We start from the raw sequence: 18,230 nt of genomic DNA, 5'->3' as shown, positions 1-18,230 counted from the left end.
GGGATGAACGAGAAGGACGAGGTCATGCGCTCCGACATCGGCGGGCGTGACATCGAGCAGGCGCGGGCCCTCTTCGAGCAGTCGTACAACGGGCACCGCTTCGTCGTCGAGCCCGGCGAGGACTTCTCGTACCGCTACACCTCCGTCGGCGACGGCGACGTGACGCTCCGCGGCAGCCAGTTCGCCGGCTCCGTGCAGGGCTCGATCCAGACCGAGGGCGAGTACGTCGTCTCGTGGCTGACCGCCGGCGCGGGCGTCACCGATCTCGACGGCGACGCGGTGACCCTCGGATTCGGGCAGCCGGCGATCTTCGTCAACGACCGTCCCAGCCGGTTCGAGTTCCACGACTACCGCCAGAACCTCATCCACTTCGACGGCGCGTACCTCGAGGGCATCGCGGAGGAGGTCGAGGGCACCCGCGGCCCCCTCCTCTTCGACACCACCGCACGACCCGAGGGCGCGGCGCTGCGGCGCTGGTCGGCGACCGTCGCGACGGTCGCCCGGGTGATCTACGACGCCGACAGCTCGCCGCTGCTGCGCCGCGAGGCCGACCGCGCGGTCGCCGTCGCCCTGCTCGAGACCTTCCCGCACTCGACGCTGGACACTCCCGGCGACCTCGGAGTACCCCGCTCGGGGCGCCTCCGCCAGGCTATCGAGTACATGTACGAGCACGCCCACGAGCCGCTCCGGACCGAGCAGATCGCCGACGCGGCGGGCATGGGCCTGCGGACGCTGCAGACCGAGTTCCGGCGCGAGTTCGGCTTCACCGCGGTCGACTACCTGCGGCGGATCCGGCTGGACGGCGTGCAGAAGGAGCTGCGGGCGGGCGAGTCCGGAGTCGTCAGCGTCAGCGAGGTCGCACGGCGCTGGGGCTTCGCGCACCTCGGCCGGTTCTCGGCCTCGTACGCCCACCGCTTCGGCGAGCGCCCCAGCACCACGCTCGACACCTGAGGCGTCAGAGGTAGTCGGTCCCGCCGTCGTCCTCGCTGTCGTCGCCCTCGCCGCGCGGCTGCACGGTCGGCCGCGCGGGCTGGAGCCGTCGGGTCTTCTCGCGCATCGACTCCACCGCCTCCGGGTCGTCGAGGTCGACGCCGCGGTCGAGCGCCGGGCTGGTGAAGAGCTGGCTGGCCGGCCCGACCAGGAGACGGGTCTCGCCTCGCAGCCCCTCGTCCGAGAGCGACGGCACCACGACCAGGTCCGACTTCCCCACGTTCGCCAGCGCCTGCGCGTACTCGACGACCGCCGAGCACACCTCGTCGCCCAGCAGCACGAATCCGCTCGCGTAGTACAGCTTCTGCATCTCGCCCTCCCCTGGATCCCGGACCGCCCCTCCGGTCGGCCTGTCCCCCGACGCTAGGACGGCGCCGACCGGGCGCCCCACCCCTTGACGGGGGTGGGGCGGAGGGGTCAGAGTCCGCGCGGAACGGGCAGTCGCAGCGCGGTCGCGAGCGCCTCGACGACGCGGGTCGCGCGCACGTCGCCGACCCCCTCCATCCGGTTGGTGAGGAACGCGAAGCCGACTCCCGCGTCCGGGTCGGCGAAGGCGACCTGTCCGCCCGCGCCGTCGTGCCCGAAGCCGCTCGGCGTGAGGCGGCCTACCAGGCGGTCGCGGAGGCGGGGCTCTCGATCCCCGGCGACGTCGCCGTGGTGTCGTTCGACGACGACGAGCTGGCCGCCTACCTCCGCCCCGGGCTGACGACCGTGGCGCTGCCGCACGAGGAGATGGGCCGCCGGGCGGTCGAGCTGCTGCTCAGCGGCGCTCCGGGAGAGCGGGTGCTGGTGCCGATGCCGCTGGTGGAGCGGGCGTCGACGCGGCGGGCCCGACCCCCCGGGGCGCGCCCGCCGCCTCAGCCGGCCGAGCGGATCCCTCCGGTCGGACCCCAGGCGACTCCGGCGCCGCCCGCGTCGCCCTGGTAGTCGTCGGGCGAGAGGGTCATGCCGCTCGCGACGAAGTCGGCGGTCGCCGCGCAGTCCGTGACGACGACGTCGCCGTCGGAGCGCGCGAGCCCGTAGAGGCAGACGGACTCGTCGGCGAGCTCCGCGGCCGAGAAGGAGTCGAGGCTGAGGGTGGCGAAGTAGTCGACTCCGGCGATGCTGCCCAGGTAGCGCGTCGGCCCCCAGTGGAAGACTCGGAGGCTCGCGAGGGTCGACAGCGGGCGCGTGGCGACGTCGTCGGGGACGGCCCAGGGCTCGGTGAAGACCTCCAGCGACGGGCGAGGGGCCAGCGCGACGGAGGCGGCCGTGCCGAGGGCGGCGAGCCCGAGCACGGCGACGAGGGCGGCGATCACCCCGAGGCGGCGGCGCGGGCGGGGCGTGGCGGAGGTGCGGGAGTCGGCGTCGTCGCCTCCGGTGGTCTCACTGCGCTCGCCCCAGCCGGGCGCCGCGTCCCGGCCGGTCTCGTCACGGCCGACCTCGTCCCGGCCGGTCTCGTCCCAGCCGGTCCGGTCACGGCGCGTCCCGCCCCGGCCGCTCGCCGTCCCGAGGCCGATCCGGCCCTGGGCCGCTGCGGGTCCGGCGGGCGCGGCCAGTCCCGCGACCGCGGCGTCGAGCGCCTCCTCCCGCTCGCGGCGCTGCGCCCGCAGCAGTGCCAGCTCCTCGAGCGCAGCGGGGTCCGCCTCCGCGCTGAACGCCCGGCGCTCGAGCGCGGCCCGCTGCCTCCGCTCCTCCGGCGACGCCCCGTCGCGGCGCCGCTGCAAGGCGGCCCGGCCCCGACCGCGACCGCCCAGGGCCGCGTCGAGCGCCGCCTCCGTCGCGGGATCGAGCTCGTCGAGCAGCCGGGCCGCGCGCGCGGGCGTGACCGCGGTGCCGACGGACGCCGGCACGTCAGCCCCGGTCGCGGACGGCGCGCGCCAGCGACTCGAGGCGCTCCCGGTACTCCGGCCACCACTCCTCCGGCACCGGCGGGAGGTTGTCGCCGGGCGTCCGGAGCCCGACCCGCCCGTCGATCAGCTCGCGGACGATGTCGGCGTGGCCCGCGTGCCGGTGCGTCTCCGCGGTGATGTGGACGAGGATCCGGTGCAGCGTCACGTCGCGGTTCGTCCACCAGGGGACCTGCCCGGGAGCGTCGAGCGGGAGGGCCGCGACCGTCGCGTCGGAGTGGGCCCACACGCGGCGGTACAGCGCGACGACGTCGGCCAGGGACTCGTCGGCCGTCGCCCACATGTCCGAGTTCGGCTCCGACTCGTCCTCCATCCACGGCATCGGCTCCGGGAACGGCCGCCCGAACACGGCGCCGAGGTAGCCCGCCTCGGTGCCCGCCACGTGCTTCACCAGGCCGAGCAGGTTCGTGCCCGTCGCCACCAGCGGCCGCCGCACGTCGTACTCGTCGAGCCCGTCGAGCTTCTGCAGCAGGGCGTCGCGCCCCTCCTGCAGGTAGCGGAGGAGGGTCTGCTTCGCGTCGTCGCTCATCCCCCCAGCCTGCCGCGCCCGTCCGAGCCGCGCCAGAGCGGTGCCGGAGCCGCGCCGTGCTCAGACCGCAGGAAGGATCGCCCCGCGGGCACCGGGATCCGCGGATCCACGGCCCGCCGGAGCGATCCTTCCAGCGTTGTGCACGGGTCAGGCCGGGACGCCCGCTCCCGCCCGCTGGACCCGCGTGCCGACGAGGCGCTGCGAGGAGGCGTCGACAGCGGCGGCCGGGCCGACCAGCTCGAGCGCCGCCTCCGTCTCGCGCGTCGCGCAGTCCGGGCCCACCCACAGCTCGACGCGGCCGGGCTCGACGATCCGCACGCCCTCGCGGCCGGTGAAGGCCAGGCGCGCGGCCGGGACCTCGAAGCGGACCTCCGCCTTCTCGCCGGGCTCGAGCGCGACCCGCGCGTAGCCGAGCAGCTGCGCCACCGGCCGGGTCACGCTCGCGAACACGTCGCGGGCGTACAGCTGCACCAGGTCGGTGCCCGCCCGCTCGCCCGTGTTGCGCACGCGCACGGTCGCCGTGAAGGAGCCGTCCGTCGGGGCGGACTCCTCGACCGCCAGCTCCGTCCGGGCGAAGGCCGTGTACGAGAGGCCGTGGCCGAACGGCCGCACCGGCGTGCTGTCGGCGGAGGTCACGTCCGACGGCCCGCCGAGGATCGGGTGCAGGTACGAGAACGGCTGCGCTCCGGCGGAGCGCGGCAGCGAGACCGGCAGGTGGCCGGAGGGGTCGACCCGTCCCGAGACGACGCCCGCGATCGCGCCGGCGCCCTCCTCCCCCGGGAAGAACGCCTGCAGCACGGCGGCGGGAGCCGACGGCCCGTCGAGCGCCCAGCCCACGGCGTAGGGGCGGCCGGTCAGCAGCACGAGCACGACCGGGGTCCCCGTCGCCACGACGGCCTCGACCAGCTCGCGCTGGCGGCCCGGGAGCTCGAGGCTCTCGACGTCGTTGCCCTCGCCGACCGTGCCGCGGCCGAACAGACCCGCCCGGTCGCCGACGACCACGATCGCCACATCGGAGTCGGCGGCCGCCCGGACCGCCTCGGCGATCCCGGAGACGTCGTCCCCCTCGACCGAGCAGCCCTCGGCGAGCAGCAGCTCGGCCGAGCCGAACTCGTCGGCCAGCGCGTCCGCGACCGTCGGGATCTCGAAGCCCAGCGGCACGCCCGGGTGGTGCGCCAGCACGTGGTTGGCGAAGGAGTAGCAGCCCATGAGCGCGGGCGCGCTGTCGGCGTTGGGGCCGATCAGCGCGAGGCGGCGCGGCGCAGCGAGCGGCAGGACGCCGTCGTTGGCGAGCAGCACCACCGACTCCTCGGCCAGGCGGCGGGCGATGTCACGGTGGGCGGGCGAGTCGAGGTCGATCGACTCGGGGGCGTCGTCGAAGCGCGCGTCGAGCAGGCCGAGACGCTCCTTCTGCGCGAGCACCCGCAGCACGGCCCGGTCGACGAGCGCCTCGTCGGCCTCCCCGGCCCGGATGCGCGCGGCCAGCGGCGCGAGGAACGCGTCGCCCGTGGGCAGCTCCACGTCGATCCCCGCGGCGAGCGCCAGCTCGGCCGCCTCGCCCAGGTCGGCGGCGACCGCGTGCATGAGGTGGAGGAACGCGACCGAGAAGTAGTCGGCGACGACCACGCCGTCGAAGCCCCAGCGCTCGCGCAGCACGCCCGTGAGGTAGGCGGGCGTCGCTCCGACCGGGTCCCCGTCGATCTCGGCGTAGGAGTTCATCACCGAGCGGGCGCCCCCGTCGCGGATCGCCATCTCGAACGGCGGCAGCAGCACGTCCGCGATCTCGCGCGGTCCGGCGTGCACCGGCGCGTGGTTGCGGCCGCCGCGGGAGGCGGAGTAGCCGATGAAGTGCTTCAGCGTCGCGTCGATGCCGGTGGACTGCAGCCCCTGCACGTACGCGGTGCCGATCGTGCCGACCACGTACGGGTCCTCGGCGATGCACTCGTCGACCCGGCCCCAGCGGGGGTCGCGGATCACGTCGAGCACGGGCGCCAGGCCCTGGTGGATCCCGAGCTCGCGCATCGAGCCGCCGATCACGGCGCCGAGCTCGGCCACGAGCTCCGGGTCGAACGAGGCGCCCCAGGCGAGCGGAGTCGGGAACGTCGCGGCCTGCCAGGCGGCGAGCCCGGTCAGGCACTCCTCGTGGACGATCGCCGGGATGCCCAGCCGCGTCTCCTCGACGAGCCGGCGCTGCTCCGCCCACAGCCAGCGGGCGCGCTCGAGCGGATCGACGGGGCGCGTGCCGTAGACGCGGGTCAGCTGGCCGATCCCCTCGCGGGTCGCCTCGGCGTACCCGGTCGAGGTGGCCATCTCGCCGGCGAGCGGGGCGACGACCTCGCCGCCCTGGTCGACCCAGTAGCCGACCAGCTGGGAGAGCTTCTCCTCCAGCGTCATCCGGCCCAGCAGCTCGGTGGTGCGGGCGGACGGGGCCTGGGGGTCCTCTGGTGCGTGCGGTGCGGTCACGGTGCGACCCTCTCTGCGGGTGGGGCGACGGGTGCGGACGGGACGGGGGACGCGGCGGACGGGCGGAGCGATCCGCTCATCCCTTCACCGCCCCCGTCAGCCCGCCGACGATGCGGCGCTCGAAGACGCTGAAGAAGATCAGCGCCGGGATCATCGACAGCGACACGAAGGCGAGCACCTTCGCCGTGTCGACCGAGTACTGCGACGAGAACGCCTGGACTCCGAGCGGGAGCGTGAAGGTGGACTCGTTGTTGAGGATGAACAGGGGCAGCAGGTAGCTGTTCCAGCTCGCGATGAACGCGAGGATCCCCGTGGTGATCACGCCGGGCATCGCCAGGCGCACGACCATCCGGAAGAAGAAGCCGATCCGGCTGCAGCCGTCGATGAAGGCCGCCTCCTGGATCTCGTCCGGGATCGCGCGGAGGAACGGCACCAGGATGATGATCGTGGTCGGCAGGCCGAACGCGATCTGCGGCAGCACCACTCCGGCGAGCGAGTTCATCAGGCCGAGGCTCTTGATCACCAGGTAGAGAGGAGTGATCGCCACGGTCATCGGGAACATCAGGCCGGCGGCGAAGAGCGCGTAGAACACGCCGCGTCCGGTGAAGTCGTGGCGGGCGAGGACGTAGCTCGCCATCAGGCCGAGCACGACCACGCCGAGCGTCGTCGCGAGGCCGGCGATGGTGGAGTTGCCGACCTCCTGCCAGAAGACTCCGCCGGTGATCACGTCGAGGTAGTTCTGCACGTTCCACGGCGAGGGCAGGCCCGCCGGGTCGGTGGTGATCTGCGCGTTCGTGCGGAAGCCGCCGAGGATGATGTACGCCACCGGGGCGAGCATCAGCGCGATCACGACGATCGCCACGACGTAGGCGATCGTGGTGCCGCGGCCCAGGGGCTGCCGGCGCCGCTTCACCGCGAGAGGCCGAGGGATCTCCGGAGTGATCGGCGGGGCCGTCATCGTCGTGCCGGTCATCGCTTGTCTCCCGTCAGTGCGCCCGCCGTGTCGCGCCGGAGCACGAAGCGCTGGTAGAGCAGCGCCACCACGAGCGAGATCAGGAACAGGACCACCGCGACGGCGTTCCCGTACCCGTAGTTGCCGGCGTTGCGGCCGTTGGTGACCAGGTAGATCGCCATGGTCGAGGTGCCCGCGGTCGAGGACACGTACTGGCCCCAGATGATGTAGACGAGGTCGAACAGCTGCAGTGCGCCGATGATCGACAGGAACGCCCAGATCCGCAGGGTCGGCGCGAGCAGGGGCAGGGTGATCCGCCGCTGCACCTGCCAGTAGGAGGCGCCGTCGATGGCCGCGGCCTCGGACAGCTCCTCGGGGATGCCCTGCAGACCCGCGAGGAAGAGGATCACGGCGAAGCCGATGTACTTCCACGTGATGATCAGCATCAGCGTCCAGATCGCGATCGCCGGATCCGAGAGCCAGTCCTGCTTCAGCGCGCCGAGGCCGACCTTCTCGAGCAGGCCGTTGACCGCGCCGCTGGTCTGGAGCATCAGGCTCCAGCCGGTGCCGACGACGACCTCCGAGATCACGTACGGCACGAAGATCAGGACGCGGATGATCGACTGCCCGCGCAGCTTGCGGTTCAGCAGCAGCGCCAGGAGGATCGCGACCGGCCCCTGGAGCACGAGCGAGAGCACCACGATGATGCCGTTGTGCGCGAGGGCGTCGTGGAAGGTGGGGTCCTGCAGGATCGTCAGGTAGTTGCGGAAGCCGACGAAGTCCGTCGGCACTCCGTAGCCCTGCCAGCTGAAGAAGCCGTAGTAGGCCGCCATCACGACCGGGAAGATCACGAAGGCGAGGAAGACGATCAGCGCCGGGCCGACCAGGAGCGCGATCTCGAAGCGCCCAGCCCAGCCCACGCTGCGGCGGCGCCGGCGCACCGGAGGCGTCGAGGTGACGCCTCCGGTGCGCGCGGTCCCGCGGGGCTCATCCACTCCGAGGAGCGGGCTCTCGCGGAGTGCCATGGTGGCTAGGCCTTCGCCGCGGCGGCGTTGACGGCCTCGACCAGCTGCTCGGGGTCGCTCTTGCCGGCCAGCAGGTCGACGACTCCGACGTTCAGCGCGTTGCCGACGTTGAGGCCGTAGACGGTGTCGAGCCACTGCGAGACGTACGGGGCCGAGTTGAAGGCCTCGAGGATCTGCTGCAGGTACGGCTCGGTGACCGCCTCCTGCGCCACGGTGTTCACCGGGGGCGCGTTGAAGGCCGCGTAGTACTCCTTCTGCACGTCGGAGGTGGCCAGGTAGTTGAGGAAGTCGACGCACTCGTCGGGAGCGCCCGCGGAGCAGGAGTAGCCGTCGACGCCGCCCATGATCGCGCCGGCCTCGCCGTCGCCGCCGTCGATCTCGGGGAACGGGAACCAGCCCAGGTCGGGCAGCGGCTTCTCGTCGGGGGTGAGGGAGGCGATCACGCCGGGGTTCCACGCGCCCATGAGCTCCATCGACGCCTGGTGGTTGGCGAGGAGTCCGGCCGAGCTGCCCGCGCCCTGCTGGGCGGCGGTGGTGAGGAAGCCCTCGTTGAACGGCTCGGTGGCCGAGAAGTCCTGCAGGTCCTCGCCCGCGCGGACCCAGCAGTCGTCCGAGAAGTCCTTGGTGTCGGCCGCCTCGGCCATGGTGTCGGCGCTGCACTCGCGGAGCGCGAAGAAGTAGTACCAGTGCGCGGCGGGCCAGGCGTCCTTCGCGCCGAGCGCGACGGCCTGGGCTCCGCTGCCCTTGATCTTCGTGATCGCCGAGTCGAGCTCGTCGATGGTCTTCGGCGTCTCGGTGACGCCCGCCGCCGTGAAGAGGTCCTGGCTGTAGAACAGGCCGCCCGGGAGGACGGCGACCGGCATCGCCCAGACCTTGTCGTCGAGCGTGTTCGCCGAGAACGAGCCCTCGGGGATCTCGCTGCGCGCCTGGTCCGAGATGCCGTCGGTGAGGTCCTTCAGCTGTCCGCCCGCGACCATGGCGGCGAGCTTGCCGCCTCCGCGCTGGAGGAAGACGTCGGGGGCGTCGCCCGAGTTGAGCGCCGTCTGGAGCTTGCCGTCGAGATCCTCGTTCTGGATGGCCTGCGACTCGATGGTCACTCCGGGGTTCGCGGCCTCGAAGTCCGCGATCGTCTTGTCCCAGAACTCCTGGCCGGGGCCCGTGGTCGAGTTCTGCCAGAGGGTCATCGCGACGCTGCCGTCGCTCGATCCCGAGTCCTGGGCCGAGCAGCCGGTGAGGGCCGCGACCGTGCCGAGCAGGGCTGCTGTCGCCACTGCGATCTTCCTGAACTTCATCGTCCAACCGTTCTCTTCATCGAGGGCGCCGCCTGGTGCACCGGCGCCGTGGGGGTTCCCGCCTTCGCGGGTGGAGTCAGTGTCCGCAGTGCTTGCGAAAGTGGTCAAACGTTTTCGAAATGGTTTTCGAAGCACGGGTTACAGTCGGCCACATGACCACCCGACCGACCATCCACGACGTCGCCGCTGCCGCCGGCGTCTCGGTGGCGACGGTGTCCAAGGCCGTGAACGGCCGCTACGGCATCGCCCCCTCCACCGCCACCCGCGTGCTCGAGGTCGTGCGCGAGCTCGGCTACGAGTCGAGCCTCGTCGCGAGCAGCATGCGCTCCCGGCGCACGGGCGTGATCGGCGTGCTCGTCGCGGGGTTCGAGCCGTTCAGCGCCGAGATCCTGAAGGGCGTGGGGTCGGTGCTGGCGGAGTCGCGGTTCGACCTGCTCGCCTACTCCGGCTCCCACGAGGGCGAGCAGGAGGGCTGGGAGCGGCGCTCGCTCAGCCGGCTCAGCGGCACCCTCATCGACGGGGCGATCATGGTCACGCCGAGCGTGGTGAGCGCGCCCTCCGACATCCCGCTCGTCGCCGTGGACCCGCACACCGGCCGCGCCGACCTGCCGACCGTCGAGTCCGACAACTTCGGCGGCGCCCTGCTCGCCACCCGCCACCTCGTCACCCTCGGGCACCGCCGCATCGGCTTCGTCGCGGGTCGCGGCGACCTGCGCTCGGCGCGGCTGCGCGAGGCCGGCTACCGGGCGGCGCTGGCGGAGGCCGGCATCGCCTTCGACGAGCGCCTGCTGCGGGTGGGCAACTACCACCGCGACACCGCCCGGCGGCCCGCCTCCTCGCTCCTGTCGCTGCCCGACCGGCCGACCGCGGTCTTCGCCGCCAACGACGTCTCGGCGCTGGCGATCATCGAGACCGCCGCGCACCTGGGCCTCGCCGTGCCCCACGACCTGTCGGTGATCGGCTTCGACGACGTGCCCGAGGCCGCTCGCTTCGATCCGCCGCTGACCACCGTCCGCCAGCCGATGCAGACGCTCGGAGCGACCGCCGCCGAGATGCTGATCGCCCTGATGGCCGGGCGCGAGCCGCGCTCGCTGCACGTGCAGCTGCCGACGCAGCTCGTCCGCCGCGCGACGACGGGACCGCCGGCATGAGCGACGACGGGACCGCCGGCAGGAGCGACGAGCTGGAGGACCACGGCCCGACCGCGGTGCACGCCGCCCTCTTCGACGCGCTGGAGCTGGTGGACCTGCCCGCGCTCGAGGCGCTGCTCGACGAGCGCTTCGTGATCGAGCACCCGACCGGCCTCGTGCAGTCGCGGGAGGAGTGGCTCGCCGACATCGACGAGGCGCGCAAGGAGTACCACGAGATCGACCACGTCGAGAGCGCCCTCTCGGGCGGCGCCGCGCACCCGGTGCTCACCTCCCGCACCATCACCGAGGCGACCATCGGCCGCCTGCACGCGACCTGGCGGCTCCAGCTGACGAGCCGCCTCGTCCGCCGCGACGAGGGGTGGGTGATCACGCGGACCGTGGTGACGAGCTGGTGAGGCCGGCGGACCGGCGCGTCCGCGGCCGGCCGTGGGCGCGGCGGGCAGGATCGACACCGTGCTCCTCCAGGTCGTGACCCGCTCCGCCCGCCCGGCCGCCGAGATGTTCGACCGGGCGCGCGACATCGACCTGCACACCGCCTCGCAGGCCGGCGCTCGCGAGCGCGCGGTGTCCGGGACGACCACCGGGCTGATCGGCCTGGGCGAGCACGTGACCTGGAGCGCCCGGCACTTCGGCGTCCCGCTCCGGCTGACCAGCACCATCACCGCGCTCGACGCCCCGCACTCCTTCGTCGACGAGCAGACCGGCGGGCCCTTCGCGATGTTCCGGCACGAGCACCGCTTCGAGCCCGACGGCTCCGGCTCCGTGATGATCGATCGGCTCGAGTACTCCGCCCCGCTCGGCGTCCTCGGGCGGATCGCGGAGCGGCTGGTGCTCGACCGGCACCTGCGGCGGCTGCTGGAGGAGCGCGGCGCGTTCCTCGCCGGGGGCGACCGGTGAGGCTCCTGATCCGGACCCTGCTGACGCTCGTCGCCGTCGCCGGCGTCCTCTCGCTCGCGACGACCTCGGTCCTGTTCGCCCTGTCCTCCCTCGACACCGGCCGGGACCCCGGCGAGCTGCTCCTCCCGCTGGCCCGAGCGCTTCTGGCGACCGCCGTGACGGCGGCCGTCGGCGGGCTCCCCTACTCCGCGGGACGGGGTCGCGCGCCCTGGCCGGTCCTCTGGTCGGCCTCCACGGTCTGCATCCTCGCGATCGCCTGGATCGTGGTCTCGATCGCGGCGTGGACCGACGCGGGCGACGGGACGGACGCCGTCGTCGCGCTGCTGACCGTGGTGCCCGCCGCCTGCTGCTCGATCGCCGCGGTGCCGGTGACCGAGCTCGTCCTCCGGGTGGGAACCCGCAGGATCGGCGCCCGCTAGCGGATCCGTTCCCGCCGCTTGACGTTGACGCCGCGTCAACCCGTACCGTCGCTTCCATCGCCGCCGGAGTCACCGGCGACGCGGAGACGGAGGGCGCTGTGGAGCAGGAGTGGACCGTGCACGAGGTGGCGCGGCTGGCCGGCACGACCAGTCGGACGCTTCGGCACTACGGGGCCGAGGGACTGCTCCCGGCGAGCCGGGTGGGCGCGAACGGCTACCGCTACTACGACGCCGCCGCGCTCGTGACGCTGCAGCGGATCCTGCTGCTGCGCGACCTCGGTCTCGGGCTGCCCGAGATCGGGCGGATCCTGCGGCGCGACGCGGAGCCGGTGGCCGCTCTCGAGCGGCACCTCGACGTGCTCCAGGAGGAGCGCCGACGGCTCGACCGCCGCATCCGGGCTGTCACCGGGACGATCACCACGATGAGAGAAGGGAACGGGCCGATGGCCGAGGAGATGTTCGACGGGTTCGACCACGCGGAGCACCGCGAGGAGGTGGAGCGCCGCTGGGGTGCTCCGGCGTACGCCGACGGCGACCGCTGGTGGCGCTCGATGAGCGCGGAGGACCGCGAGCAGTGGCAGCGGAGGCAGGCGGACCTCGCCGACGCCTGGACCGCCGCGGCGGCGAGCGGGGCGGATCCGACCGGGGAGGAAGCGCTCGCGCTGGCCGATCGGCACCGCGCCTGGCTCGCCGAGGTGCCGGGCACGCCCCGCGACGCGACCGGCGGCCCGAGCGACGAGTACCTGCTCGGGCTCGGCGAGATGTACGTCGACGACGAGCGGTTCTCGGCGCACTACGGCGGAGTCGCCGGCGCCCGGTTCGTCCGCGATGCGCTGCGGGCACTGGTCGGGCGGCGGGGATGACGGAGGTTCCGTCTGCCGGGCCGGGACCCCGCTCCGGAACGGCATGATCGCCTGATGGGACGCATCCGATTCAGCAGTCCGGGCTGGGACGAGGACACCGACCGGGGACCTGCGCCCGACCCCGACCGTGCCCGGTACTCCCGGGACGACGGGGCGAGGTTCACCGCGATCACGCTCACCTACCTGTCGGTCCTCCCCGCGATCGTCCTCACGGCCGCGTTCCTCCTCGTGCGGCTCCCTCCCCTGGACCGCGACGACCAGCCCGACTGGACGGCGCCGCGCGCGGAGGTCCTGGCTCCGTGGCTGCTGCTGTTCCTGCTCCCACCGCTGGTCACGGGACTGCTCGCCCGTCTGGTCGGCGGGCGGGACTCCTTCCACGGGTTCCTGCCGTCCGCCGCGGTCTGCCTCGTGGTGATGGCGCCGTTCCTCGGGCTCTCGGCCCTGTCGCTCCTCGGCTAGGCGCGGCCTCTCACGCCTGCAGGATCACCGCGCCGTAGTGCGTGCCCGCGCCCGTGCCCACCAGCAGCACCGACTCCCCCGGCTGCACGCGCGAGCGGTGCAGGGCCAGCGGGATCGCGCTGCCGATCGTGTTGCCGACCTCGCCGAGCGTGATCGTCATCCGGTCGCGACCCCAGAGGCGGGCCATGCCCTCGAGCCCGGCCGCGCTGGTCTGGTGCGGGACCACCCGGTCGATGCCGGGGAGCCCGCTCGAGAGGCCGGGCCGCACCTCCTCGAGGAACGCCGGGAAGTGCCGCAGCGCGTCGACGAGCAGCGCCTTGCCCTGCATGTCGAACCGGAAGTCGGCGAGCCGATCGGGCGCCTCCTCGATGCGGATGCGCGAGCCGAAGCCGCGCAGCTCCGCGTGGCGCACACCGCTCGGGCGGGTGCGGAAGTGCGTGGTGACCAGGCCCTGGCCCGGCGTCAGGGCGCGGCCGATCACGACGGCGGCGGCCGCGTCGCCGAAGAGCAGGGCGCTCTCGGGCTGGCCCGGGTCGATGCCGCGGCTGCCGCAGTCGGTCGAGACGATGAGGACCGTGTCGGCGCGACCCGTGGCGACGAGGAACCCCGCCTCCTGCAGAGCGAAGAGGAACGACAGGCAGGTGGCGCCGACGCTGTACGCCGAGACGTCGTCCAGGCCGAGGCCCGCGGCGAGCAGCGCGCCTCCGTCCGGGATCGCCTGCAGCTGCGTGCCCGAGGCGTTGAGCACCACGTCGACCGTGTCGAGTCCGGCCGCCGCGAGCGCCCGGCGGGCGGCGAGCAGGCCGAGCTCCAGCGGGTCCTCGTCGTCGGTGACCCAGTGACGGGTGCGCACGCCGGAGCGGCGCTCGGCCTCGTCGGCGGGCAGGCCGCAGAGCGCGGCGACCTCGGCGGTCGTGACGATCCGCTCGGGCAGCGCTTCGCCCGTGCCGAGGACGCGGAGCGGGAGGAGGTCGGGCACGCGGGCCCCTTCCTGCCCCGGGACGTGCGGAGCGAATCCCTGTATAGCGCGCCTCTGCACCTCCGCGCGCACTGTTCGGCGCGGTTTGACGGCACAGGCGCCCGCCGACACCATGGTCCCGGAGCGGGGGACGGATGGACGCGCACGGATTCTGGGTGGTCGTGCCCTTCCTCGACGAGGAGAAGCTGCTCGGCGGCGCCCTCGACGCGCTCGCCCGCCAGACCGATCCGGACTTCACCCTCCTGCTCGTCGACAACGGCAGCACCGACGGCTCGCGCGCCGTGATCGAGGAGTTCCGCCGCCGGCGCCCGGAGCGGCAGGTCGCCGTGATCGACGAGGCGCAGAAGGGCACGGGAGCCGCCTCCGACACCGGCTTCCGCCACGCGATCGCCGAGGGCGCGACGGCCGTCGCCCGCACCGACGCCGACTGCCTGCCGAGCGCCGACTGGGTGGCGCGCCTCAGGGCCGACCTCCGCGGCGGCGCCCGTTTCGTCGGCGGCCGCCTGTCCCCGCGGCGGGACGAAGCCGTCTACCGCTGGTACGACGGCGTGCTCGGCACCGCGCTGATCCGCCTGATGGAGCACGCGCCGGGCGTCTTCTACCGCCGCCCCGGCCAGCGGTACCGGATGTTCATGGCCGCCGGCTGCAACCTCGCGATCGACGCCGCGCTGTACCTCCAGGTCGACGGCTTCCCGCGCTCGAGCATCGACGACACCGACGAGGACCTGGAGCTGCACCTCAAGGTCTGCCAGGTGATCGGGCGGAGCGAGGCGCTGCTCGACAAGGACGCGGTCGTGCTGATGTCGATCCGGAAGGGCAAGGCGCTCGGGTACCTGGGGATCCTGCTCTGGTACTGGGGCCGCAAGCGCGGGTTGGAGGTCGTCGATGTCCGCTGAGCGCCGGCGCCGCGTGCTGATCACCGGGGCGACGGGCTTCCTCGGCGGCTACGCCGTGCGCGAGTTCCTGGCCGCGGGCGACGACGTGCTCGCCACCGGTCGCGCCCCCGAGGCGCTGGCGCGGCTGGAGGAGGAAGGCGCCACGGTCCTCCGCGCCGACCTCGCCGAGCTGGGCGCGACGGACGTCGACGCCGACGTGCTCGTGCACGCCGCGGCGCTCTCGAGCCCGTGGGGCACGTGGAGCGAGTTCGAGCGCGCGAACGTCACGGGGACGGAGTCGATGATCGCGCTGGCCGAGCGCTGCGGGATCCGCCGCTTCGTCTTCGTCTCGTCGCCGAGCATCTACTCCGCCCGCCGCCACCAGTACCTGGTGCGGGAGGAGGAGGTCGACACCGGCAGCCGGATGAGCATCTACATCCGCAGCAAGATCGAGGCCGAGCGGCTGCTGCAGGAGGCGCACCGCGCCGGCCGGATCCCCGAGCTCGTGATCCTGCGCCCCCGCGGCCTGATCGGCGTCGGCGACCCCAGCCTCCTCCCCCGCTTCGTCGCCGCTAGCCGCCGCCGCGGCATCCCCCTCTTCGACGGCGGCCGGAACCCCGTCGACATCACCTGCGTCGAGAACGCCGCGCACGCGCTGGTGCTCGCCGCCGACGCTCCCGTGGCCGACGGCGGCGTCTACAACATCACCAACGGCGAGCCCGCTCCGCTCGGCGACCTCCTCGAGCGCTTCTTCGCCGCGATGGGCGAGGAGCCGCGCTTCATCCGGGTGGACCTGCGCGTGCTGACCGCGCTCGCCGAGATCCTGGAGCGGGTCTACCGGCTGCTGCCCGGCCGCGAGCCGCCGTTCACCCGCTACACCGTGGCGACCCTCGCCTACGCGCAGACCCTCGACATCTCGCGGGCGCGGACCGAGCTCGGCTACGAGCCGACCGTGCCGCTGGCCGAGGGCATCCGCCGGGTCGGCGAGCACCTGAGGAGGACGCGTGGCTGAGTCGTCGCTGCAGGTGATGGCGTGCGGGAGCACCGTCTTCCCGCTGTCCCGGGTGTTCCGCGGGAAGGGGCTCCCCCGCCGCGTCTTCCCCTCGAACGTCTTCCTCTACACGCACGCGAGCGGCCGACGGGTGCTCGTGGACACGGGCTACCCGCCGACGTTCCGCGGGACAGGCCTCGTCGGACGGCTGTACGAGCGGATCCTGCCCGCGACGGTGCCGGACGACGAGACCGTCGACCAGCGGCTGCTCGCCCTCGGCCTGACCCCGGCCGACGTGGAGTTCGTGGTGCTCACGCACCTGCACCCGGACCATGTGGGCGGCGTGCGCTGGTTCCCGGACGCGACGTTCGTGCTGTCGTCGGGCCAGGTCGCCTCCGTGCGGCGGAACCGCGTGCGCGAGGGGATCTTCCGCGCGCTGCTGCCGCCGTGGTTCGAGGCCGGGATCGTGGCGGACGAGCAGCCCGCGACGACGATCAAGGGGCTGACCGGATTCGACCTGTTCGGCGACGGGTCGCTGCTCGTGGTGCCGCTCCCGGGGCATGCGCGCGGTCACCTGGGGGTGCTCGTCGAGGGGCGCGTGCTGGTCGCCGGGGACGCAGCGTGGGGGCGGGAGTTCCTCGGCTGGTCCGGGCGCCTGCGCCGGCTGCCGCGGTTCATCAGCGACGACGCGCGGGCGCACGAGCGGACGTCCGAGATGCTGGAGCGGGTGGAGGCGGCGGGCGTGCGGCTGTGCTTCTCGCACGACGCGTATCCGGAGGGGGACGTGGCGCTGCGCGGAGCGGCGACTTGCCGGTAGGTGCCGATGCCGACGACGACCCGCGGGCGACTTGTGCGCCCTCTTCAAGTTCACCGCTTAAGAAGTGCCTAGCCCTGATGAAGCGAAGCTAGTCGAGCGTAGTTGTGCGCTCGGCCAGCGCTACTGTGGCACGGGCACGCAGAAGCGCGCTTGAGAGCAAGAACCATAAGGCGGCTAGGACAACCAGGGCCGCGCAGGTGACACCGGATACAACTGCGACTCTTGCCCAGGCCGCATCAGCGGTCGCACGAGAAATGTCAGCTTGGATGAGCGCGGCGTCACTAGAGGAACTCGCCTTCTCAAAACGTTCTGTCGCCTTCTCCAGTTCGTCTTTGAAAGGAACGAACTCCCTCGAAGACGCCGCAATACGATCGTCAAACTCTTTCTTCAGCGCCGGATCGAAGCCGACAGAGGCGGGCCAGATTGGAGCTGAAATGGTTCCGTCCTCCACGCCGCGCGCCACCTCTTCATCGTAGATCTGCGAGGCGACCGTCTGCTCGAGTTCAAGCTTCTCCCAAGCCAGGTCGTGGCGATACTCCGCTCCCTTGAAATCTTTACGCACTTCTTTTAGACGGCTTGCGCTAGATTCCGCTTGCGTTTCTAACGAATTGGCTTCGAAGGTAAGTTGCGTTGCGCTGAAGACGTTTATACCCACCGTCAACAGGCCGCCTGCAAGCGCGAGAAAAAAGATCCATCGACCGGCAGTATTTGCCGCTTCTGCACGCTTTAGAAAGTGACGGACAGGGTCAGTAGAGGTTCGAGCGGAAGGTCTTGGCACCCGATCAGTGTAGCCAGTTGCCTTCGCTGTTTGTGTACGCTTCCAATTCGAACCAACGACTTAGTTGCATGTCATCGATCTGGTTACGAACCAACCCGATTAATAGACATGAATGAAGGCCCCGCTTCCCTGATCCGCGTGACGTAGAGCCGAGGTCGAAAATGAAGGTCGACCGAGCTCGCAGTCGCCCTCACCCGCAACGCTCGTGGCCGTGCCGCCGGGAAGGACGGCATCATCGTCGGCTACCGCATCGGGAGCGGCAGTGAGCTCGGCTGGTCGAGCGGCTACAGCAACGACGTCGGGGGGCATCACAGGATCGGCCACGACGGGCAGCAGCTGACCGCGCCCTTCAGTCGAGTGTGGGAGGCCTGGCCGGAACGCTGACGCCGCGGCCGGCAGACTCTCGCGAGGTCATCGACCCTGTCCGAGGAGTGACGCGCCTGCCGCCTCGGGCCGCGAGATCTCGAGTTCCGATGCTCGACCAGCCTCTAGCGGTCGTCAGCGGGGCAGGTCCTCGTAGGGGACGCGGCGGCTCAGCCAGGCGAGCAGACCGGCGGCGAGCGCCGCGATCGCCGCAGGGATGAGCAGCAGCCAGAGGGCCGAGGTCACGGCGACGAGGACGAGCGCCGCCGCGGCGACGCCGGCGCCGATCGCGAAGTTCCAGCGCACGTCCGTCGCCACTCCGCCCTCCGGTCGCGCCCACAGCACGACGAGGGCCGTCGCGATCGGCCCGAGCAGCAGCCCCAGCACGAACCAGCGCCAGCGCGAGCGGCCCTTCTGCTCGGCCAGACCGGCGGTGACGATCGCGAGTCCGAACCAGATCCAACCGGAGTCCTGGGTGAGTGTCATGCGTGGAGCCTA

General features: G+C 72.6%; 21 protein-coding genes and 1 pseudogene. 11 read left to right on the top strand and 11 right to left on the bottom strand.

What is annotated here, in order from left to right:
* The first annotated feature begins 3 nt into the window (after positions 1 to 3).
* Entirely contained in the window at positions 4 to 951 is a 948-nt protein-coding gene (locus C5C53_RS11990) for an AraC family transcriptional regulator (protein WP_104267651.1), read from the top strand.
* Between the two features lie 4 nt (positions 952 to 955).
* On the opposite strand, the gene C5C53_RS11985 is transcribed toward C5C53_RS11990, so the two are convergent.
* Positions 956 to 1,300: a hypothetical protein gene (locus C5C53_RS11985; RefSeq protein ID WP_104223414.1), complete on the bottom strand. Its 345-nt coding sequence runs from the start codon at positions 1,298 to 1,300 to the stop codon at positions 956 to 958.
* 107 nt (positions 1,301 to 1,407) lie between these two features.
* Positions 1,408 to 1,716 carry a serine hydrolase gene (locus C5C53_RS17615; protein ID WP_146078844.1) on the bottom strand — a complete coding sequence of 103 codons (309 nt, stop codon included), beginning with the start codon at positions 1,714 to 1,716 and terminating at the stop codon, positions 1,408 to 1,410.
* Here C5C53_RS17615 and C5C53_RS17610 point away from each other — a divergent pair.
* Positions 1,621 to 1,917, top strand: a pseudogene (locus C5C53_RS17610) (substrate-binding domain-containing protein); the annotation flags it as partial. The gene C5C53_RS17615 and the pseudogene C5C53_RS17610 overlap by 96 nt on opposite strands.
* Here the strand turns inward: C5C53_RS17610 and C5C53_RS11975 are convergent.
* The 6 genes from C5C53_RS11975 to C5C53_RS11950 form a co-directional block, all read right to left on the bottom strand.
* Entirely contained in the window at positions 1,848 to 2,822 is a 975-nt protein-coding gene (locus C5C53_RS11975; RefSeq protein ID WP_104267649.1) for a hypothetical protein, read from the bottom strand. The pseudogene C5C53_RS17610 and the gene C5C53_RS11975 sit on opposite strands and share 70 nt — an antisense overlap.
* 1 nt (position 2,823) lies before the next feature.
* Complete coding sequence (locus C5C53_RS11970; RefSeq protein WP_104267648.1) at positions 2,824 to 3,408, bottom strand: DinB family protein; 585 nt, start codon at positions 3,406 to 3,408, stop codon at positions 2,824 to 2,826.
* Positions 3,409 to 3,555: 147 nt separating this feature from the next.
* Positions 3,556 to 5,802, bottom strand: a complete 2,247-nt coding sequence (locus C5C53_RS11965; protein ID WP_104267647.1) for a glycoside hydrolase family 3 N-terminal domain-containing protein — start codon at positions 5,800 to 5,802, stop codon at positions 3,556 to 3,558.
* A 145-nt stretch (positions 5,803 to 5,947) separates the two neighbouring features.
* Positions 5,948 to 6,844: a carbohydrate ABC transporter permease gene (locus tag C5C53_RS11960; RefSeq protein ID WP_104267646.1), complete on the bottom strand. Its 897-nt coding sequence runs from the start codon at positions 6,842 to 6,844 to the stop codon at positions 5,948 to 5,950.
* Positions 6,841 to 7,848 (bottom strand): carbohydrate ABC transporter permease, encoded by a 1,008-nt coding sequence (locus C5C53_RS11955; protein WP_104226347.1) that lies wholly within the window; start codon positions 7,846 to 7,848, stop codon positions 6,841 to 6,843. Before C5C53_RS11955 ends, C5C53_RS11960 begins: the two co-directional genes overlap by 4 nt.
* A 5-nt stretch (positions 7,849 to 7,853) precedes the next feature.
* The gene (locus tag C5C53_RS11950) at positions 7,854 to 9,140 is read right to left on the bottom strand and encodes an ABC transporter substrate-binding protein (protein WP_104267645.1); all 1,287 of its coding nucleotides are present in this window, start codon (positions 9,138 to 9,140) and stop codon (positions 7,854 to 7,856) included.
* A gap of 152 nt (positions 9,141 to 9,292) precedes the next feature.
* Between C5C53_RS11950 and C5C53_RS11945 the strand changes: the two genes are divergently transcribed.
* From C5C53_RS11945 to C5C53_RS11920, 6 genes are all read left to right on the top strand, one after another.
* Positions 9,293 to 10,291, top strand: coding sequence for a LacI family DNA-binding transcriptional regulator (locus C5C53_RS11945; RefSeq protein ID WP_104250420.1), 999 nt, complete (start codon positions 9,293 to 9,295; stop codon positions 10,289 to 10,291).
* Positions 10,288 to 10,686, top strand: coding sequence for a nuclear transport factor 2 family protein (locus C5C53_RS11940; RefSeq protein WP_104267644.1), 399 nt, complete (start codon positions 10,288 to 10,290; stop codon positions 10,684 to 10,686). Before C5C53_RS11945 ends, C5C53_RS11940 begins: the two co-directional genes overlap by 4 nt.
* Positions 10,687 to 10,744: 58 nt before the next feature.
* Positions 10,745 to 11,188: an SRPBCC family protein gene (locus C5C53_RS11935; protein WP_258075419.1), complete on the top strand. Its 444-nt coding sequence runs from the start codon at positions 10,745 to 10,747 to the stop codon at positions 11,186 to 11,188.
* The gene (locus C5C53_RS11930) at positions 11,185 to 11,607 is read left to right on the top strand and encodes a hypothetical protein (RefSeq protein WP_104267643.1); all 423 of its coding nucleotides are present in this window, start codon (positions 11,185 to 11,187) and stop codon (positions 11,605 to 11,607) included. The genes C5C53_RS11935 and C5C53_RS11930 overlap by 4 nt, the downstream gene beginning before the upstream one ends.
* Positions 11,608 to 11,705: 98 nt before the next feature.
* Complete coding sequence (locus C5C53_RS11925) at positions 11,706 to 12,470, top strand: TipAS antibiotic-recognition domain-containing protein (protein WP_104267642.1); 765 nt, start codon at positions 11,706 to 11,708, stop codon at positions 12,468 to 12,470.
* A 54-nt stretch (positions 12,471 to 12,524) separates the two neighbouring features.
* Positions 12,525 to 12,929, top strand: coding sequence for a hypothetical protein (locus tag C5C53_RS11920; RefSeq protein WP_104267641.1), 405 nt, complete (start codon positions 12,525 to 12,527; stop codon positions 12,927 to 12,929).
* Positions 12,930 to 12,939: 10 nt separating this feature from the next.
* On the opposite strand, the gene C5C53_RS11915 is transcribed toward C5C53_RS11920, so the two are convergent.
* Positions 12,940 to 13,908, bottom strand: coding sequence for a 3-oxoacyl-ACP synthase III family protein (locus tag C5C53_RS11915; RefSeq protein WP_219813976.1), 969 nt, complete (start codon positions 13,906 to 13,908; stop codon positions 12,940 to 12,942).
* Between the two features lie 134 nt (positions 13,909 to 14,042).
* Here C5C53_RS11915 and C5C53_RS11910 point away from each other — a divergent pair, with 134 nt between their 5' ends.
* From C5C53_RS11910 to C5C53_RS11900, 3 genes are read left to right on the top strand one after another with little or no spacing between them, the layout of a single operon-like run.
* Positions 14,043 to 14,804, top strand: a complete 762-nt coding sequence (locus C5C53_RS11910; RefSeq protein WP_104267639.1) for a glycosyltransferase family A protein — start codon at positions 14,043 to 14,045, stop codon at positions 14,802 to 14,804.
* Positions 14,794 to 15,795, top strand: a complete 1,002-nt coding sequence (locus tag C5C53_RS11905; protein ID WP_104267638.1) for an NAD(P)-dependent oxidoreductase — start codon at positions 14,794 to 14,796, stop codon at positions 15,793 to 15,795. The genes C5C53_RS11910 and C5C53_RS11905 overlap by 11 nt, the downstream gene beginning before the upstream one ends.
* A complete protein-coding gene (locus C5C53_RS11900; protein ID WP_104267637.1) occupies positions 15,788 to 16,591 on the top strand; it encodes an MBL fold metallo-hydrolase in 804 nt (267 codons plus the stop codon). The genes C5C53_RS11905 and C5C53_RS11900 overlap by 8 nt, the downstream gene beginning before the upstream one ends.
* A gap of 88 nt (positions 16,592 to 16,679) precedes the next feature.
* Here the strand turns inward: C5C53_RS11900 and C5C53_RS16805 are convergent, their stop codons facing one another.
* Complete coding sequence (locus tag C5C53_RS16805; protein WP_146084673.1) at positions 16,680 to 17,369, bottom strand: hypothetical protein; 690 nt, start codon at positions 17,367 to 17,369, stop codon at positions 16,680 to 16,682.
* A 498-nt stretch (positions 17,370 to 17,867) separates the two neighbouring features.
* Complete coding sequence (locus C5C53_RS11895) at positions 17,868 to 18,218, bottom strand: hypothetical protein (protein ID WP_104224914.1); 351 nt, start codon at positions 18,216 to 18,218, stop codon at positions 17,868 to 17,870.
* Positions 18,219 to 18,230 lie beyond the last annotated feature (12 nt).

The organism is Rathayibacter sp. AY1E3, assembly GCF_002932235.1.
Taxonomy (GTDB): Bacteria; Actinomycetota; Actinomycetes; order Actinomycetales; family Microbacteriaceae; genus Rathayibacter.
This window is presented reverse-complemented; position numbering and strand designations above follow the sequence as displayed.

Bases quoted from the DNA above. Each gene is read 5' to 3' on its own strand.
- C5C53_RS11905 (WP_104267638.1), top strand. From the start codon at position 14,794: ATGTCCGCTGAGCGCCGGCGCCGCGTGCTGATCACCGGGGCGACGGGC.
- C5C53_RS11985 (WP_104223414.1), bottom strand. From the start codon at position 1,300: ATGCAGAAGCTGTACTACGCGAGCGGATTCGTGCTGCTGGGCGACGAG.
- C5C53_RS11910 (WP_104267639.1), top strand. From the start codon at position 14,043: ATGGACGCGCACGGATTCTGGGTGGTCGTGCCCTTCCTCGACGAGGAG.
- C5C53_RS11960 (WP_104267646.1), bottom strand. From the start codon at position 6,844: ATGACCGGCACGACGATGACGGCCCCGCCGATCACTCCGGAGATCCCT.
- C5C53_RS11990 (WP_104267651.1), top strand. From the start codon at position 4: ATGAACGAGAAGGACGAGGTCATGCGCTCCGACATCGGCGGGCGTGAC.
- C5C53_RS11945 (WP_104250420.1), top strand. From the start codon at position 9,293: ATGACCACCCGACCGACCATCCACGACGTCGCCGCTGCCGCCGGCGTC.
- C5C53_RS11940 (WP_104267644.1), top strand. From the start codon at position 10,288: ATGAGCGACGACGGGACCGCCGGCAGGAGCGACGAGCTGGAGGACCAC.
- C5C53_RS11920 (WP_104267641.1), top strand. From the start codon at position 12,525: ATGGGACGCATCCGATTCAGCAGTCCGGGCTGGGACGAGGACACCGAC.
- C5C53_RS11895 (WP_104224914.1), bottom strand. From the start codon at position 18,218: ATGACACTCACCCAGGACTCCGGTTGGATCTGGTTCGGACTCGCGATC.
- C5C53_RS11970 (WP_104267648.1), bottom strand. From the start codon at position 3,408: ATGAGCGACGACGCGAAGCAGACCCTCCTCCGCTACCTGCAGGAGGGG.
- C5C53_RS11965 (WP_104267647.1), bottom strand. From the start codon at position 5,802: ATGACGCTGGAGGAGAAGCTCTCCCAGCTGGTCGGCTACTGGGTCGAC.
- C5C53_RS11950 (WP_104267645.1), bottom strand. From the start codon at position 9,140: ATGAAGTTCAGGAAGATCGCAGTGGCGACAGCAGCCCTGCTCGGCACG.
- C5C53_RS11955 (WP_104226347.1), bottom strand. From the start codon at position 7,848: ATGGCACTCCGCGAGAGCCCGCTCCTCGGAGTGGATGAGCCCCGCGGG.